The 15,696-nt window shown below is 46.0% G+C and carries 19 protein-coding genes and 1 other RNA gene; 18 read left to right on the forward strand and 2 right to left on the reverse strand.

Going from position 1 to position 15,696, the window contains the following annotated elements; translation table 11 throughout:
- Positions 1-32: 32 nt before the first annotated feature.
- The 4 genes from AAIG11_RS04820 (at position 33) to AAIG11_RS04835 (ending at position 3,157) form a co-directional block, all read left to right on the forward strand.
- On the forward strand, positions 33-737 hold the full coding sequence (locus tag AAIG11_RS04820) for a tRNA (adenine(22)-N(1))-methyltransferase (RefSeq protein WP_343185111.1): 705 nt from the start codon (positions 33-35) through the stop codon (positions 735-737).
- The gene (locus AAIG11_RS04825; RefSeq protein WP_343185112.1) at positions 722-1,840 is read left to right on the forward strand and encodes a Nif3-like dinuclear metal center hexameric protein; all 1,119 of its coding nucleotides are present in this window, start codon (positions 722-724) and stop codon (positions 1,838-1,840) included. Before AAIG11_RS04820 ends, AAIG11_RS04825 begins: the two co-directional genes overlap by 16 nt.
- An 88-nt stretch (positions 1,841-1,928) precedes the next feature.
- An RNA gene (gene rnpB / locus AAIG11_RS04830) (RNase P RNA component class A) lies at positions 1,929-2,293 on the forward strand.
- 297 nt (positions 2,294-2,590) lie between these two features.
- Positions 2,591-3,157 (forward strand): signal peptidase I, encoded by a 567-nt coding sequence (locus AAIG11_RS04835; RefSeq protein WP_343185113.1) that lies wholly within the window; start codon positions 2,591-2,593, stop codon positions 3,155-3,157.
- Positions 3,158-3,244: 87 nt separating this feature from the next.
- Here the strand turns inward: AAIG11_RS04835 and rpsD are convergent, their stop codons facing one another.
- On the reverse strand, positions 3,245-3,838 hold the full coding sequence (gene rpsD / locus AAIG11_RS04840) for a 30S ribosomal protein S4 (RefSeq protein ID WP_343185114.1): 594 nt from the start codon (positions 3,836-3,838) through the stop codon (positions 3,245-3,247).
- Between the two features lie 263 nt (positions 3,839-4,101).
- Here rpsD and rlmH point away from each other — a divergent pair, with 263 nt between their 5' ends.
- The 8 genes from rlmH (at position 4,102) to AAIG11_RS04880 (ending at position 9,859) form a co-directional block, all read left to right on the forward strand.
- A complete protein-coding gene (gene rlmH, locus AAIG11_RS04845; RefSeq protein WP_343185115.1) occupies positions 4,102-4,581 on the forward strand; it encodes a 23S rRNA (pseudouridine(1915)-N(3))-methyltransferase RlmH in 480 nt (159 codons plus the stop codon).
- 67 nt (positions 4,582-4,648) lie between these two features.
- The gene (locus AAIG11_RS04850) at positions 4,649-4,798 is read left to right on the forward strand and encodes a hypothetical protein (protein WP_343185116.1); all 150 of its coding nucleotides are present in this window, start codon (positions 4,649-4,651) and stop codon (positions 4,796-4,798) included.
- 150 nt (positions 4,799-4,948) lie between these two features.
- Positions 4,949-5,644 carry a hypothetical protein gene (locus AAIG11_RS04855; RefSeq protein WP_343185117.1) on the forward strand — a complete coding sequence of 232 codons (696 nt, stop codon included), beginning with the start codon at positions 4,949-4,951 and terminating at the stop codon, positions 5,642-5,644.
- Positions 5,641-6,894 (forward strand): GNAT family N-acetyltransferase, encoded by a 1,254-nt coding sequence (locus tag AAIG11_RS04860; protein WP_343185118.1) that lies wholly within the window; start codon positions 5,641-5,643, stop codon positions 6,892-6,894. The genes AAIG11_RS04855 and AAIG11_RS04860 overlap by 4 nt, the downstream gene beginning before the upstream one ends.
- 34 nt (positions 6,895-6,928) lie before the next feature.
- A complete protein-coding gene (locus tag AAIG11_RS04865; RefSeq protein WP_343185119.1) occupies positions 6,929-7,699 on the forward strand; it encodes an exodeoxyribonuclease III in 771 nt (256 codons plus the stop codon).
- Between the two features lie 29 nt (positions 7,700-7,728).
- The gene (locus tag AAIG11_RS04870; protein ID WP_343185120.1) at positions 7,729-8,781 is read left to right on the forward strand and encodes an EAL domain-containing protein; all 1,053 of its coding nucleotides are present in this window, start codon (positions 7,729-7,731) and stop codon (positions 8,779-8,781) included.
- Complete coding sequence (gene thpR / locus AAIG11_RS04875; protein WP_343185121.1) at positions 8,778-9,371, forward strand: RNA 2',3'-cyclic phosphodiesterase; 594 nt, start codon at positions 8,778-8,780, stop codon at positions 9,369-9,371. The genes AAIG11_RS04870 and thpR overlap by 4 nt, the downstream gene beginning before the upstream one ends.
- Positions 9,372-9,433: 62 nt before the next feature.
- Positions 9,434-9,859 carry a thioesterase family protein gene (locus AAIG11_RS04880; RefSeq protein WP_343185122.1) on the forward strand — a complete coding sequence of 142 codons (426 nt, stop codon included), beginning with the start codon at positions 9,434-9,436 and terminating at the stop codon, positions 9,857-9,859.
- A gap of 98 nt (positions 9,860-9,957) precedes the next feature.
- On the opposite strand, the gene AAIG11_RS04885 is transcribed toward AAIG11_RS04880, so the two are convergent.
- Positions 9,958-10,512, reverse strand: coding sequence for a hypothetical protein (locus AAIG11_RS04885; protein ID WP_343185123.1), 555 nt, complete (start codon positions 10,510-10,512; stop codon positions 9,958-9,960).
- Positions 10,513-10,681: 169 nt separating this feature from the next.
- On the opposite strand from AAIG11_RS04885, the gene lepB reads away from it, so the two are divergent.
- From lepB to AAIG11_RS04915, 6 genes are all read left to right on the forward strand, one after another.
- Complete coding sequence (gene lepB / locus AAIG11_RS04890; RefSeq protein ID WP_343185124.1) at positions 10,682-11,203, forward strand: signal peptidase I; 522 nt, start codon at positions 10,682-10,684, stop codon at positions 11,201-11,203.
- Positions 11,204-11,230: 27 nt separating this feature from the next.
- Positions 11,231-11,590, forward strand: coding sequence for a PleD family two-component system response regulator (locus AAIG11_RS04895; RefSeq protein ID WP_343185125.1), 360 nt, complete (start codon positions 11,231-11,233; stop codon positions 11,588-11,590).
- Between the two features lie 24 nt (positions 11,591-11,614).
- Entirely contained in the window at positions 11,615-13,291 is a 1,677-nt protein-coding gene (locus tag AAIG11_RS04900; protein ID WP_343185126.1) for a nucleoside kinase, read from the forward strand.
- Between the two features lie 155 nt (positions 13,292-13,446).
- Complete coding sequence (locus AAIG11_RS04905; protein ID WP_343185127.1) at positions 13,447-14,304, forward strand: DMT family transporter; 858 nt, start codon at positions 13,447-13,449, stop codon at positions 14,302-14,304.
- Positions 14,301-15,347, forward strand: a complete 1,047-nt coding sequence (gene queG / locus AAIG11_RS04910) for a tRNA epoxyqueuosine(34) reductase QueG (protein ID WP_343185128.1) — start codon at positions 14,301-14,303, stop codon at positions 15,345-15,347. The genes AAIG11_RS04905 and queG overlap by 4 nt, the downstream gene beginning before the upstream one ends.
- A gap of 25 nt (positions 15,348-15,372) precedes the next feature.
- Positions 15,373-15,669 carry a DUF503 domain-containing protein gene (locus tag AAIG11_RS04915; protein ID WP_343185129.1) on the forward strand — a complete coding sequence of 99 codons (297 nt, stop codon included), beginning with the start codon at positions 15,373-15,375 and terminating at the stop codon, positions 15,667-15,669.
- The last annotated feature ends 27 nt before the right edge of the window (positions 15,670-15,696 follow it).

Raw genomic sequence — 15,696 nt, forward strand, 5'->3', positions numbered from 1 at the left:
GCGGATCCTTTGTTTTGAAGGAGCCGATTACGATGCCCATAAACCTTTCCCCCAGATTGGCAGCTGCAGCAAATCTGGCAGATCCGACAGCTGTTGTGGCTGATATTGGAACTGATCACGGCTATATCCCCATTTACCTGGTGAAAGAGAAGGGTGTTCGTCATGTAATTGCCACAGATGCAAACGAAGATCCTCTAAACAAAGCAAAGCGGATGGTACAGCGCTTTAAACTGGAGGCCCACATTACGCTTCGGCTGGGAAATGGGCTGGAAGTATTGGAACCTGGAGAAGCCACTACGCTGATTCTTGCAGGTATGGGCGGCGCACTGATAACAGAGCTACTGGAAGCATCGCCGGTGGTGGCAAACCAGGCACAGCAACTGATCTTGCAGCCTGTGCAGGCGGTGCCTGTTTTGCGTCGTTACCTGGCCACTCATGGGTACCGTATCCATGAAGAAGTGTTGATTCAGGAGAAACATCGTTTTTATGAAATAATAGTAGCCAAGCATGAGAACCTGCCGGTTCATGAACCTGAACCAGTGTGGCTGGAAACAGGCAGTTTTTTAAAGCAACAGCCTGCAGCGGTGGCCAGGACATTTGTTAGCAGAAAAATCAGGCTGTTCACCCAAAAATATCAAGGGCTGTCGCAGGCTGATGCCCCCGATCCACAGCAGCTTTCTGAAACCTTTGCCCTCATTGAAGCACTGAAGGAGGAATTGAGATGGCTCAAACAATAAGAGACATCGTGAAAGCGATGAATCTTCTGGCGCCACCGGCATTGGCAATGGAGTGGGATGCCGTTGGTTTGCAGGTGGGCTCCATGAACGACACAGTCAAAACAATTTTTGTGGCATTGGATTTGACGGAAAAAAGCCTTGAGGAAGCCCTGATTCATGACCCTCAGCTGATTATTACCCATCACCCTTTTATTTTTTCGCCGTTGAAACATTTGCGTACCGATCAAACCATGGGTAAAATGATTCAAGCGTTGATGCATCAGAACGTGTCAGTGTTTGCCGCTCATACCAATATGGATATTGCCCAGGGTGGTTTGAACGACTGGGTTGCCCAGCAGTTGGAACTGCAACAGATATCATTATTGGAACTGACAAACTCAGAGCCCTTGCTGAAGCTGGTGGTATTTGTGCCTGAAACCGGTGTTGATCAGGTGGCCGATGCTTTGGCCGCAGCTGGAGCGGGTTACATCGGCAATTACAGCCATTGCAGTTTTAGGGGGAAGGGTACAGGCACATTTAAACCTTTGGAAGGTTCTAATCCAACGATTGGCAAACAGAATCATCTGGAACAGGTGGCAGAAATACGACTTGAAACCGTTTTGCCCGCCAGATACCAAAAGGCGATCATTCAAGCCATGAAAGAAGCACATCCTTACGAAGAAGTGGCGTATGATCTCTTGCGGCTTGAAAACCCTGGCTTTCAAGATGGCTTGGGCAGACTTGGTTATTTGAAGGAATCCATGAGCCCGGCCACACTGACGACGAAGCTGAAAGAAATATTTCAATTAACGCATTTGCGATGGGTTAAGGGAAAAGAAGATCAGATTTGCCGCGTAGCAATTGTGACGGGAAGTGGTGCCAGTGTCATTAAAGAAGCTGCAGCTACTGGCTGCGATGCTCTCGTAACAGGTGATATTAAATATCATGATGCGCAGTTGGCAGAATCGCTGGGCCTCCATCTTTTTGATGTTGGTCACTTCGAATCAGAACAGTGTTTTGTACCACTGGTCACTCGTTATTTACAGCAAACGGCCGATAGCTCCGGCTGGTCTCTTGAAATCATTCCGGCACGCAGCCAGAGCAGTCCCCTTCAGACTGTGTAAACTTAAACACGATAGTACGGGAGAGCAAGACCTGTCTTTGACAGAACCCCGTCCCAGTGTTACAATAAAACTGACAAATTGTGATGAGCGAGTAAGCCAGACAGCCGCGGCATCGTGATACGATGACGAGGAAAGTCCGAGCTCCCCAGGGCAAAGGTGCTGGGTAATTCCCAGTGGAGGCGACTCCAAGGATAGTGCAACAGAGAGATACCGCCGGCGATCCTGAAAACCGAGGTTTTTGGAATTCCGGTAAGGGTGGAAAGGTGAGGTAAGAGCTCACCAGCAGCCTGGCGACTGGCTGGCTATGTAAACCCCACCTGGAGCAAGACCAAGCAGGGGCTAGAAGCGGCTGCCCGCCGCGCTCCGTGGTAGGTTGCTTGAACCGTCTGGTAACAGACGGTCTAGATAGATGGCTGTCAAATACAGAACTCGGCTTATAGACTTACTCGCTGTCCATTTGCCAATACCAATGATTGCTTCTGAAAAATGCTGATTTTCCCATGTGGGAGAATCAGCATTTTCTTTTGGAGTGCTGACGGCGCTAAACTGTTAGAAAAGTATCGAATGATAAAGCGACAGTTTTTACAAGCGATAAGGATAAATGTCCCGATATATATTGATTTATGTCCTTTGTCATGAGATAATAAAATTAGGAATAGATTTCAAATCATCCTCACATTTCCATCCGGCTTCGCTGTAGAATCTGATCTGGATTTTTGATGTCCGAGCACCTGAAAAGGGGGCGGAATCATGGATACGCTGATGAGAAATCAAAGCCATAAGGAAAAGAGTCACTTAAAAAAAAGGTTGGCTATTATGGTGGTCTTCTTTGTGAGCGTGTGTCTGGTGCTTTTACCGGTAAAATTTCAAGCTGATCGACCTCCCGCGGTTAATGGCTATCGGCTGTATCGAGTAGTTGGCAGTAGCATGGAACCAACGTTTGCCAGTGGCGCAATACTGATCGTGCAGTCTATTGATCCTGCCGCTATCAAACCAAATGCCATAATCACTTATCAATGTACCCGCAGTGAAGTTGAAGTAACAACTCACAGAGTCAAATCAGTGGAGAATTCTCCCGGTGGCGGTGTCCAGTTTGTGACAAGGGGTGATGGTAATCCTGTTATTGATCCAAAACCAATTTGTGGATGTGAATTGATTGGTGTGGTACGCTGGGTGGTGGCTGCACCTAAAATACCTCCGATATGGCCACCTCTTAATAACATAGCAGGGTTGGCGCTGGTAATGGCCGGCATGCATTTCATTCAGATCATCCACCAAAATTACAGAAATCGCCTTGAAAACCATGTGATGAACTAGATAAAAGCTGCTTACTAAGACCAATATAACCAAAAAAACAACCGAATCCAATGGGAGCGGTTGTTTTTCTATTGGAAGAAATATTGTCTACCTGGAATAAAATTCCACAATGAGTTGATCGTTTACTTCCACCGGAATTTCATCTCTAGGAGGGATGGTTATCAGACGACCAGAGAACTGATCTGACTGCTTTTCCAGATATTTGTAAGGAGATGTAGGCATTGAGCCGAAAAACTCGGTGAAGTGATCTAATTTTTGAGCTTTTTCATTCAGACTGATCACGTTTCCCGGCAGAACCCGATGAGATGGAATCGTCACCTTTTGCTGATTGAGTAAAATATGTCCGTGATTCACCATTTGTCGTGCCTGACGATTTGACTGGGCCATTCCCAATCGATACACTAAATTGTCAAGCCGGCATTCCAACTGCTGTACCAGTACCTCGCCAGTCATCCCCTTGGATTTCATGGCAACATCCACATATCTGCGGAATTGTTTCTCCATTACATTATAATAGGCACGTAACTTTTGCTTTTCCAATAGCTGTACGCCGTAATTTGACAGTTTTCGGGTGTTTCTGTCGAATGCAGCACCAGCTCGATTCATCGCTTTAGGATGACCGCAAATGTTAACACCCAGCCGGCGGCTGGTTTTAAAACGGGGTTTCATCATTTTTGCCATTCCATGTTCCTCCTAAATAAACAACAAGCGTTTTGCCGCGGTAAGCCTGTTGGCAACCATATTATAACATAATAAAAATGAAATGAGAACAATTATCAACAGCTATTTTCGGAAAAACTTCAGGTTAATGGAAGAAGAATTCTTTCGGTGCGTTCACTTTTCGGATATAATGCCAATAGGGCTTCGGCCAAATTTAGGCTGGTAGAATATGTGAATGGCCTTCGGCATCTTTCGGGGTACAGCAGAAAAAGGGGTTTATAACTATGCAACTCACTATTTTAAGTGTCGGAAAAATCAAAGAAAAATATGTGAAACAGGGCGTTGATGAATACGTCAAAAGACTCTCCAGATATTGTCAACTGCAATTAGTTGAAGTTCCTGATGAAAAGGCACCAGAAAATCTCAGTCCTGCTGAAGAGGAACAGGTGAAAAAGCGGGAGGGCGAACAGCTATTAAAAAGGATGGGTGATCATCAGCATGTGATTGCCCTGGCCATCGACGGAAAGCAGCATTCGTCAGAGGGGCTGGCCCACCATCTTCATCAATTGGGTCTTACAGGCAAGAGTAACGTGGTCTTTGTCATTGGCGGTTCATTGGGATTGGCAGAGGCGGTGTTGAAACGTGCCAATGAAAGTATCAGCTTTTCACTCATGACATTCCCTCACCAATTGATGAAAGTGTTGCTGCTGGAACAAGTTTATCGGGCTTTTCGGATTAACCGAAATGAACCGTATCATAAATAACTACGGTTTTTCTTGACCTGACCATAATTTCATACTTTATCATGGAGATAAAGGAGTGATGATGCAGATGAATAGTAAGAGAAAATTAATTCGAAAGGATCGACAAACGCTGGGGGGAACCAGGGAAGAAATATTTCCATTGCTGTATCCTGTTCGGGAAAATAAATGGCTGCAGGGCTGGGATTACCAGACAAAGATGAGAATTGATAGAGAATAGGAAAAAGATTCTTGCGATGCAGCTTGCAGCACAAATGGAAATCAAACGGTAATCATATTGAAAACTGGGTATGTAAGAAAAACGCGCAAACAAACAATCATATATGCTGGGGTGAGACATCTGAAAATTAATCAAAAATCAAGAATTCATATGATCATCAGTGCCTGCTTATTGCTGGCAGTGCTGATTCTATGGGTGGTTAGCATGACACGTATTAACATGACCGGCGAGATCGAGCAGCAATTACAATGGGTGGTTGTCCATTGGGAAACCTACCAAATGACGTTTATGGCAGCAATGGCCATTGCACCTGTTTTTTTGTGTTTTATCTACATACTACAACGGATGGTTTTGATTTCTGGCGGCATTCGCAAAGCAGCGGGGGTCACCCTTGCAGTTTTTTATGTCATTTTTGTCACGATTTCCTATGGATCACAGCTGACCTTGCTGCCGCTGTATCTCAGCAGAAACATGCCGGCGATGGCAAGCACCTGGTTTTTTTACGAAAGTCATTCCATCGCCTACTTTTTAAATCAAACAGGCTATGCGCTTTGGGGCGGTGCAATGCTTTTTCTTTTTGCACATTTGGTGAAGCAACCGGGGCTTCGGCGCTGGCTGGGTGTTCTGATAACGATGGCGGCCTTTCTTTCTCTGGCAGCCTTTGCAGGGCTGCTACTTGAGCTTGACGGGCTTAACTTGCTGACACTCATCAGTGGTGCACTGGTAATTCCCATTGCCGTTTTAACAATTGTGCTGGCAGTCAAAGCAGAACCGCTGCACCAGGAGGAAGAATCTTTTGAAAAGAAACCGACACCCCAGACAATCGGAGAGGAGACAAAGCAATGAGAGAAGTTCGACTGCTGAAAGACAGTGATGCTGCCTCCATGGCCCGCCTGATGGTGAACGCTTATCCCGGATATGACCTGAATGAAAATGCCCGGGCGACTACAGAAGACTGGGTACGCAAGTGTGTGAAAAAGGGCGCTGGCGATGTGCTGGCAGGTCATTTCACGGATGAAGGAATTCAAATAGGCGGTATTCGTATGCTCACACAACCGATAAACCTGCGCATGAAGCAGTTGACCGCCATCGGGTTGGGAGCATTGTGTGTGGATTTGCTTCACAAAAAAGAAAAAGTGGCGCTGAAGCTGCTCACCTGGGCTTTTGAAGAAGGTCGTCAAAAGGGTGCGGCCCTGGCAGTGCTTGACCCCTTCAACATTGGCTTTTATAAAAAGCTGGGTTGTGGTCTGGGCGCGGTTAATCATCAGTTTTGGCTGACGCCATCTCAATTTCCGGCGCAGGGAGATCGCACACAGGTTGTGGAGTTGTCGCAGAAGGATTTACCAGAAATCATGGACTATTACAGGCAGTTCTTTCAAGCCCACCATGGCGTTTTAAAGCAGGAAGCCTATGAGGTGGAAGAAATGCTGAAAGGCTGTCAGATGGTGGTGGGTGTGCGTCGCCATGGCTGCCTAACAGGCGTTATGGCTTTTCATTTTCAGCGTACTGGTCTAGACAATCTATTTAAAACAAATCTACTGGTGGAAGAGCTACTTTTTGATGACGCAGATACATTACTGGCCCTTGCCGCAATGATTCATGCCCAGGCTGATCAGGTCAGCCATGTTCGGCTGCGTTCACAGTATCGGAATTTTGAAGCTTTTTTCGATAATCCGGATACCGGCGAAGACGACACCTTTCACACAAGAAAAAATGAAATGTACCGCACGGGAAACGGTATGATGTATCGCGTGCTGGATATTCCAAAGGTGTTGGAAACCTTGCAACCGAATGAAACAATGGAGCAAGGGTTGGTACTGAAACTGCAGGTGACTGATGACTTAATACCGGCAAACCATGGTGACTGGTATTTATGGTCAGAAGACGGCGTCATCAACATTTCCCGTGACCAGCGGGCTGCAACGGCGACATTAAGCCTTGCTGCATGTGATTTCGCTTCGCTGGTGATGGGGACTGTCGGTCTCGCCTCATTGGTTGCCTTTGGCAAAGCAACACTGAATGAGCCACATTTCCTGAAGCCGCTGCACCATTTCTTTGATTATTCAGAAGCACCCATTTGCTTAAGTCGTTTTTAACCGTTGAATCTGCAATCATAAGGAGGCATAAGGAATGAAACTAATTTCGTGGAATGTGAATGGCATTCGCGCCTGCATGAAAAAAGGGTTTATGGATTTTTTTCTTGAGGCAGACGCCGATATTTTTTGCCTGCAAGAAACCAAACTGCAAGAAGGTCAGATTGAGCTGGATTTACCCGGATACCATCAGTACTGGCATTACGCAGTGAAGAAAGGGTATTCAGGAACCGCAGTCTTCTCGAAGGAAGAACCGCTTCGGGTTACTTTTGGAACCGGGACCGGACTGGAAGATTTTGAAAGCGAAGGCAGAGTCATCACCCTTGAGTATGATGCCTTTTATCTGGTGAACGTATATACACCTAATTCAAAAAGAGACTTGGCCCGGCTTGATTACCGCATGGAATGGGAAGATCGGTTCCGAGATTTTCTTTCCCGTCTGGATGCCGAAAAGCCAGTGGTGCTCTGCGGCGATTTAAACGTGGCTCATCAGGAAATTGATTTGAAAAACCCGCAAAGCAATCGTCGGAATGCAGGCTTTACCGATGAAGAAAGGGACAAGATGACAGTCTTGCTGACGAACGGATTTGTGGATACATTTCGTCATTTTTACCCTGACAAGGAAGATGCCTATACATGGTGGTCTTATATGGGAAGAGCCAGAGAGCGAAATGTCGGTTGGAGAATCGATTACTTTGTCACCTCACAGCGTGTCACCCCATTGTTGGAAGATGCAGTAATTCACGCACGGGTACTGGGAAGCGACCATTGTCCTGTGGAGTTGACAGCCCGGCTCAAAGAAGCCTAAAGAAGAGAGTTGAAATGGGGGAGTAAGCAATGGAGTGCCTGCGATGCACCCGGCAGCCAGTATCAGTTTTTAGACCTTCAAAGGTACTTTTTGCAGTGCCTACAGCACATCATGCTCCCTTTATTGAAGCGGTATTTTCAGATCTGGAACTCAGCTACGAAAAGCATGAAGCATATTATGAGGTGAGTGTGCCTGATTATGAAGCTTTTATCAGATCATTGACAAAGATCCATTTCAACTCACTGGAAAAAAGAGACATGAAATTATTGCCGCTGAAACAGGGAGAAACACTGACCTTTGATAAATTGGATCGTTACCGGAGTTTGAAGGAATGGATGGCGTTTTACCAGGGGATAGATTTGTTGGATGTGCTGGAAAAAGGCAGGATTAAAGTTTTTTTTCAGCCCATTGTCAGCTCCGGAAATCGGCAGGTCTATGGGTACGAAGCGTTGATACGTGGAGTGGATTCTCAGGGTGAAATGGTGCCCCCGGTGACTCTTTTTCAACATGCAAAAAACATGGATCTCCTTTTTTTTCTGGATCGAATGTGCCGGGAAACGATTATTCGCGAGGCTGCTTTTTGCGGAATAAAGCATAAGTTGTTCGTGAATTTTATCCCCACCTCTATCTATGATCCGGAAAAATGCCTTCAGACCACCGACGATGCCATTCAAAAATATGGTCTTACACCAGAACAGGTGGTGTTTGAAGTTGTTGAAACGGAACAGGTAGATGACTATGATCATCTAAATATGATTTTGAATTATTATCGAAAGAGGGGATACGCAACCGCATTGGACGATATGGGTAGCGGTTATGCATCCTTGTCGGCCATGCTGGCATTATCTCCAAACTACATAAAAATAGACATGGGATTGATACGCAATATCCACCAGGATCCGGAAAAACAGAGGCTGGTGAATGAATATTGCCGTGAAGCTCAGTCACGGGGTATTATCGTGTTGGCAGAGGGAGTGGAACTGTTGGATGAGGTGAATTACCTGGTGAAAAATGGTATTGATCTATTGCAGGGTTACTATTTTGCAAAACCTGCCCCGGTACCGCCCGAGATAAACCAGTGAATGTGGAAAAGGCAACAAACCAAATGCGGCGGGTATTTTTTGCGATTCAATTTAACGAGCACATGATGAAGTGCCTGGAAGAGGTGCAGGGTTATATCCGGCCATTAGTGAAAAAGGGCCGATTCACAGATCCGGTCAATTTTCATCTAACATTACAGTTTGTTGGTGAGATTCCTGATGAAAAAATCTCACAACTCATGGTTCATCACCCAAATGAGCCGGTGTTATCACGACCACTGACACTAAAAATAGAAAGACTGGGATCCTTTGAAAAGCGTCACCGCCACATTTTGTGGGCAGGGCTGGAATCTAATGAAGCACTGAGCGAGTTGACCGGGTGGCTTCAGAACCACCTGACGGAAAAAGGGCTTGCAGACCATGCATCCTTTCACCCCCATATTACCCTGGTCCGGGAATGTGTCTTCATTGACGCTGCTGCTCAAAGCGCCTTTGAACGTATGAAAGTCGCGTTGCCTGCTGTTTCTGTAGAAAAATATGCACTGATGGAAAGCAGGCGAGTCGAAGGACGTCTAAGATATCTTCCGTTAATGGGCTATCCACTCAACCAATTGCCCAATAATCGCAGTTAGTTTTAAATTTCCTGATTGTTCTGAAACCAGTTCGGTATATATAGCATAAAGGGGGGATCGGAATGATGCAGGAAATAACGTTGAAGCCGGGCATGGAACGTATGATCCAAAAAAAAGTGGCTTATGAAGACACGACGGTGAGTTTTGGGCGTGCCGGCATTGAAACCCTTTTTTCAACACCGGCACTGGTGACGATGATGATTGAAGCTTGTGTTGATTTGGTGGGTGACAATGTGCCCGATGGAACAGTAACGGTTGCCCGGGGACTTCAGGTTACACACGAAAAGCCCACATTACAGGGGATGACAGTGACAGTAAAAGCAATGGTGGACAGGCTGGAAGGAAATGTGATTTATTTTGATCTGGTGTGTATGGATGAGGTAGGTCAGATTGCCAAGGGTCGGATGGAAAGGCATATTGTCAGCAAGGATGCGTTGATTAAAAGAGCCCATAACCGGGCAGAAATACTGGAAGACATCAATCGTTAAGTGAGCAAGCAAAAAACCTCCCGGCTGATATTGAACCTTCCGGGAGGTTTTTCGCGAGTAGATAGATGGCAGTTAAGCCTAAAAAATGAAAAATCATCTTACTGACCAGCGATGATCCGCACCATTTCTTCAGGAGATGAACCAGCTGGAATTTGAAAAGTGCCAGATTTGAGTTTTAGGGAGAGTTCCAGAGTTTCTGCTGCCCGCACAAATGAAGTCGTATCGGGAAGCAACTGGTGGTCCACCAAAATCTGAGCGATTCCAATTCCGGGTGTGCCATTGGGGATTGTTATTTCGACGGTTTCTCCAGGGGCAGGAGGGGCCGAAGGCATTGGTGAAGGTGTTGAGGGGGCGTCATCGGCAGGTGTCGCATCAGCGCCTTCCTCAGAAGCGTCGTCTTCATGACGCATTTCTTCAGGAGGCAGTTCGTTATCTTCCAGTTCACCAGATGGCAGCTCAACAATCAGTGGCAAGTCTGAACCGGTGCCAGCATCAGCAGTTGAACCACCCGGTGCCGGCTGAGCCATAACCACAGGATTATCATCAAAAATGGTATTCAGATTCACATAGACCACCGATACCATGGCGATAATAATAAGGGTTGCCAGAAAAACGTCAGAGTAATCATGAAGAAAATCTTTCAATCGATCCATGGAACGTGCCACCTTTCAACTTGACTCATCAAGGATTCCACTTTAGGATAGCACAGTTTTTACTGCAAGACAACTCAATGGGTGGTTGTGCATTGCTTTACATGAAAGGCAGTGGTACAATAGTGGTAGTTTTTATGGCTGTTAAAGAGCGACAGGAGGCAATGACCGCATGAAACAGGAAATAATAGAATGGGTGAAAACCATTCTGATCTCACTGGTGATCGCACTGATCATCACCACTTTTGTAAAACCCACCATCGTGAAAAATCATTCCATGAGCCATACACTGGAAGAAAATGATTTTTTAATGATCAATCGGCTGTTGTATCGCCGTAGTGAACCAAATGACGGCGACATCATCGTTTTCAGATCTCCACTGACAACCGCAACGGGACAGGAAAAATTGTTGATTAAACGAATTATTGGGCTCCCGGGAGATGAAATAGTCATTAGCGAAGGCCAAGTATACATCAATGGCAACCCACTGGAAGAACCATATCTGGAAGACGGCTACACACTTGGTGACATTTCCATGGTGGTACCGGAAGGCAAGCTATTTGTGATGGGAGATAATCGAAACAACAGCTTGGACAGCCGTGATCAAATGTTGGGATTGGTGGATGAAGATGACATTGTTGGAAAGGCTTTTTTGCGCCTGTACCCCTTTAGCCGATTTGGATTGTTGCAGTAATCTTCTGATGGAACAGGAGTGAAATGAATGCCAACAACCGTGATGGTCGTCAATGATTCGGCCTTTGAGAAAATGGTTATGGGTAACACTTTGGAAGAAATGGGTTATCATGCGGTGCTCACAGACGAGTTTCAGGTGGAAAAAGTGATTGTACAAGAAAAACCGGCTGTGGTGCTGGTGAATCTGGTCATGGAAAATACGACTGGTGAACAGTTGATCCTCAGGTTGCGGCAGCTTTGGCCCCAGGGGGCTTATGTGCTGACATCCTGCAGTCGTGACAAACTTGAAGCATTGAAAGATCATGAGGCATTAAGCGGCATTATGGCAACTCCGGTGACGCGTGATCGACTGCGCCGCATGATGGATGAAGTCATCAAAGCCGTTTAATGCCAGTCGTGGGAGGCTGAAGGAATGACAGCAAAAAAGAAACAGGAAACCATACAAGTCACTATTGAAGGACATGGAGTGTTTGAGTATCTACATGGTGTCACCCTTGAGACGGTCAGCAAGGATTTTCAGAGTGGATCGCCTTACCTGATTATTGCAGGTATTGTAGGTAATGAACTGAAAGAACTGCGATACACACTTGATGAAGACTGCGAAGTAAAATGGGTTGATTGCTGTTCATCCATTGGATCCCGCATCTACAAACGGAGTCTGTCTTTTGTTTTTGTTCGGGCCTGTATGGAATTGTTTTCCGGATGTCAGGTGTCGGTGGAGCATTCCATCAGCAAAGGTCTTTATTGTGAAGTGGCATATAAGAAAGCGCTTGGTCCTGAAGAAGTGGACCGTATTCACCAACGCATGAAAGAAATTATCGAAGAAGATGTTCCTTTCCATAAAAATCGCATTCCGGTTGAAGAAGCCATTGATATTTTTCAGGACTATCATCAGAGCAGCAAAGTGCGTCTTTTGAAATATAGAGAAAAGCCCTACATTAAGATTTATCAGTGTGGCTGGTTGAAGAATTATTTTTATGGTTACATGGTGCCTTCTTCGGGCTATTTGAAACAGTTTGACCTTACCTGGTATCCACCGGGGATTGTGTTGCGGTACCCAAGGCTGGAAGAGAAAGGTGCCATTCCGGAATTTGTTGAGAATCCCAAACTATTCAAGGTGTTCAGGGAGTCGGAAAAATGGGCTGAAATTCTGGAAATCGATTATGTGGCTGGGCTAAATGATTTAATCGTTAGCCGCAAAGAGGCAGAATACCTGCGAATTTCAGAAGCGTTACATGAAAAGAAAATTGCAGAAATAGCTGACGCGGTCACTCAAGATCTGGAGCACCGCAGACTGATTTTGATTGCTGGTCCCTCGTCATCAGGAAAAACCACTTTTACCGGTCGGCTTGGGATTCAACTGAGAGTGAATGGTTTGAAACCAGTCATGATTTCCCTTGACGATTACTTTGTCGACAGGGAGAAAACACCGCTTGATTCCAATGGCGAATATGACTTTGAATCACTGCACGCCATTGATTTAGAACTCTTTAATGACCACCTTCAGCGACTTTTGGCAGGAGAAGAGGTTGAATTACCCACCTTCAACTTTAAAACAGGGTTGCGGGAATTTAATGGTCACCGTGTCAGGGTAGACGCCAGCCAGCCATTGGTACTGGAAGGAATCCACGCACTGAATGAAGCGCTCACCCGCAGTATTCCCAGGGATAAAAAGTACAAAGTTTATGTCAGCTGTCTGACACAGCTTAATATTGATGAACACAACCGCATACCCACCACCGATACCCGACTGATTCGCCGCATGGTCAGAGATCATCATTTTAGGGGAAACGACGCTATGCGAACGTTGTCCATGTGGGCATCAGTTCGCAGGGGTGAAGAGGAAAACATCTTTCCTTTTCAGGAAGACGCAGATATCATGTTCAATTCTGCCCTCTTCTATGAGTTGAGCGTCTTGAAAAAATACGCAGAGCCATTGCTTCGACAAATTGACAATCAGAATCCCTACTATCCGGAAGCAAAACGACTCCTCAAGTTTTTGGGTTATTTTGTAGCACTTGAAAATGAGGATCATATTCCCAAAACTTCCATTTTACGTGAATTCATTGGCAACAGCTCATTTGAGTAGAACAGGAAGCAATGACAGCATCCATGAAACGCACTGCAGTGTGGCTGGAGTCACACTGCTTTTTCACGAGAATCAGTAAATCTTCCTGATCAACGAACACTGAGCAAGAAAGGCGGTTCATGGTGGATAGAGCATGTCAGAGTGGAACAAAACTGATGAAGGTATATGTCATACTGTTGCTGGGAGTGGTGGGCATTTCATTTTCAGCCGTATTGACCCGCTTTTCGCAGGCTCCCGCCAGTATTATTGCCTTTTACCGGCTCTCGTTTACTTTTTTGCTGACGCTTCCTTATGCCTTGGCATTTCAGCGTGACCATTTCAAAAAACTGCAGGGTTCACACTTGGTATACGGCTTGGTCAGCGGTATGTTTTTGGCCGCTCATTTTCTTACATGGATCAAATCTCTTGAGCTGACAACAGTGGCCTCCTCTACAGTGCTGGTTACACTCCAACCAGTATATACCATGATCCTTGGTTATTTTCTCTACCGGGAAAAGTTGTCGGGACTTAGTATGACCGGGATGCTCATCGCCATAAGTGGCAGTGTGATTATGGGTGTATCAGATTTTCATGTGAACAGGGCTCACTTGGTAGGCGATCTGTTGGCTTTATCCGGTGGTTTTTTTGCGTCAGTCTATATTCTCATTGGAAGAAAGCTGCGGGCAACAATGCCGGCGGCTACCTATTGTACCCTGGTCTATGGAGCCTGTTCACTGGTGCTGCTGATATTTAATCTGGTTTTCACCGTTCCGCTGAGAGGTTATGGAGCGACTAACCTCAGTTTGTTTCTGGCTCTTGCGATTATATGCACACTAGGCGGACACAGTATTTTTAACTGGAGTCTGAAACATCTTGAAGCTGTTAAAGTCTCCACAGCTTGTCTCGGAGAGCCTTTGGGAGCTACATTACTGGCATTTCTGCTGCTCCAGGAAATCCCAGGTTCATTACAGCTCATCAGTGGTGCCGTGATTCTGGCGGGCTTGGCACTTTTTCTGAGGGGGTCGATGAAATGATAACCATGGAAAAGCTGAGGTCATTGGCGGAGTCATTGCACATTGATGGCATTGGTGCCTTAAAGGCACGCGTGTTTCATGAGCTGACACCCATTCTGGAGAAGCGCCTGCAGGAACATCGGGTCACTGCTTTTGAAGAATCTGATCTGGCGCTTCGCATCGATCCATTTCAGATCATGGCTGAAGCTGAAACCATCGTGATCATTGCCACGTCCTACTATTTAAATACGAAGGATGATCAAGAAGAAACGCTCCCTTTGTCAGGCAAATTAGCCCGGTTTGCCTGGGGACTGGATTATCATCGAATCTTGCATCAACAGTTAAAATTGATGGGAGAAGCATTGCAACAACTGGAATCAGGATTACTGTATCAGACATTTGTGGATACAGGGCCAATGGTGGAACGTTACCTTGCAGTGCAGGCAAGTATGGGGCTGTATGGTCGTCATAATTGTCTGATTGTGCCGGGCGTTGGCTCTTATGTTGTACTGGGGGGATTGCTGATCAACAAACCGGTGGCGGGCAGTCAACAAACATCACTTCCGCTGACCAGCTGTGAAGGTTGTGGCCAATGTCAGCGGGCTTGTCCATCTCAGGCACTGGAAAAACCAGGTCAAATTGATCCTGGCCGTTGTCTTTCCCACTTATTACAGCAAAAAGAAACCATTCCCCAAGAAATGCGGCATCTGATGGAAGACAGGCTGTATGGCTGCGATGTCTGCCAGGAGGCATGTCCCCATAACCGAAAGCCGGTATCAGCCAGTCATCCTGAGATGATTGCTTCTGTAAAGCAGCGCTGTTTAGATCTGCCCCACTTACTCTCCCTTTCCAATCGCCAGTTCAATCGCCATTATCGAACAACGGCATTCGGATGGCGCGGACAAAAAGTGATGCAGCGCAACGCATTGATGGCCCTGGGAAATTCTCATGACCAAAGTGTCCTTCCGGTCATACAACCCTTTTTTCAGCATCCCCGGAAAGAACTGCAGGAGATGGCCAAGTGGGCATCGAATCATCTGCTAAATGATAATTCGAACGTTTAAAAAATATGGCTATTGACCAAATGAGGTGAAACTGGTGCTGGTGGTGGGAATTTGCAGTTTTGATTTATTACTTCACGAAGGGGCTTCCCTGAAAGAAAAGAGGATGATTGTTAAGAGTCTGATGAAACGCGTTTCCAGTCGATATAATGTTTCTGTGGCTGAAATCGACAAGCAGGATAAGTGGCAAATTGCCGTCATCGGATTCAGCTGTGTGGGAAATGATCGCCGGCATGTGGAGCGTATGCTTCAGGAAGTACTTCGATTTATTGAAGCGGATGGCAGAGGTGAAGTCATGAATATTGAGCGGGAAATGATTACATAACTGATGAGGAATGGGAGCGGAAACCAT

Origin of the sequence: Anoxynatronum sibiricum (assembly GCF_039414295.1) — a bacterium.
GTDB lineage: Bacteria > Bacillota > Clostridia > Peptostreptococcales > Tindalliaceae > Anoxynatronum > Anoxynatronum sibiricum.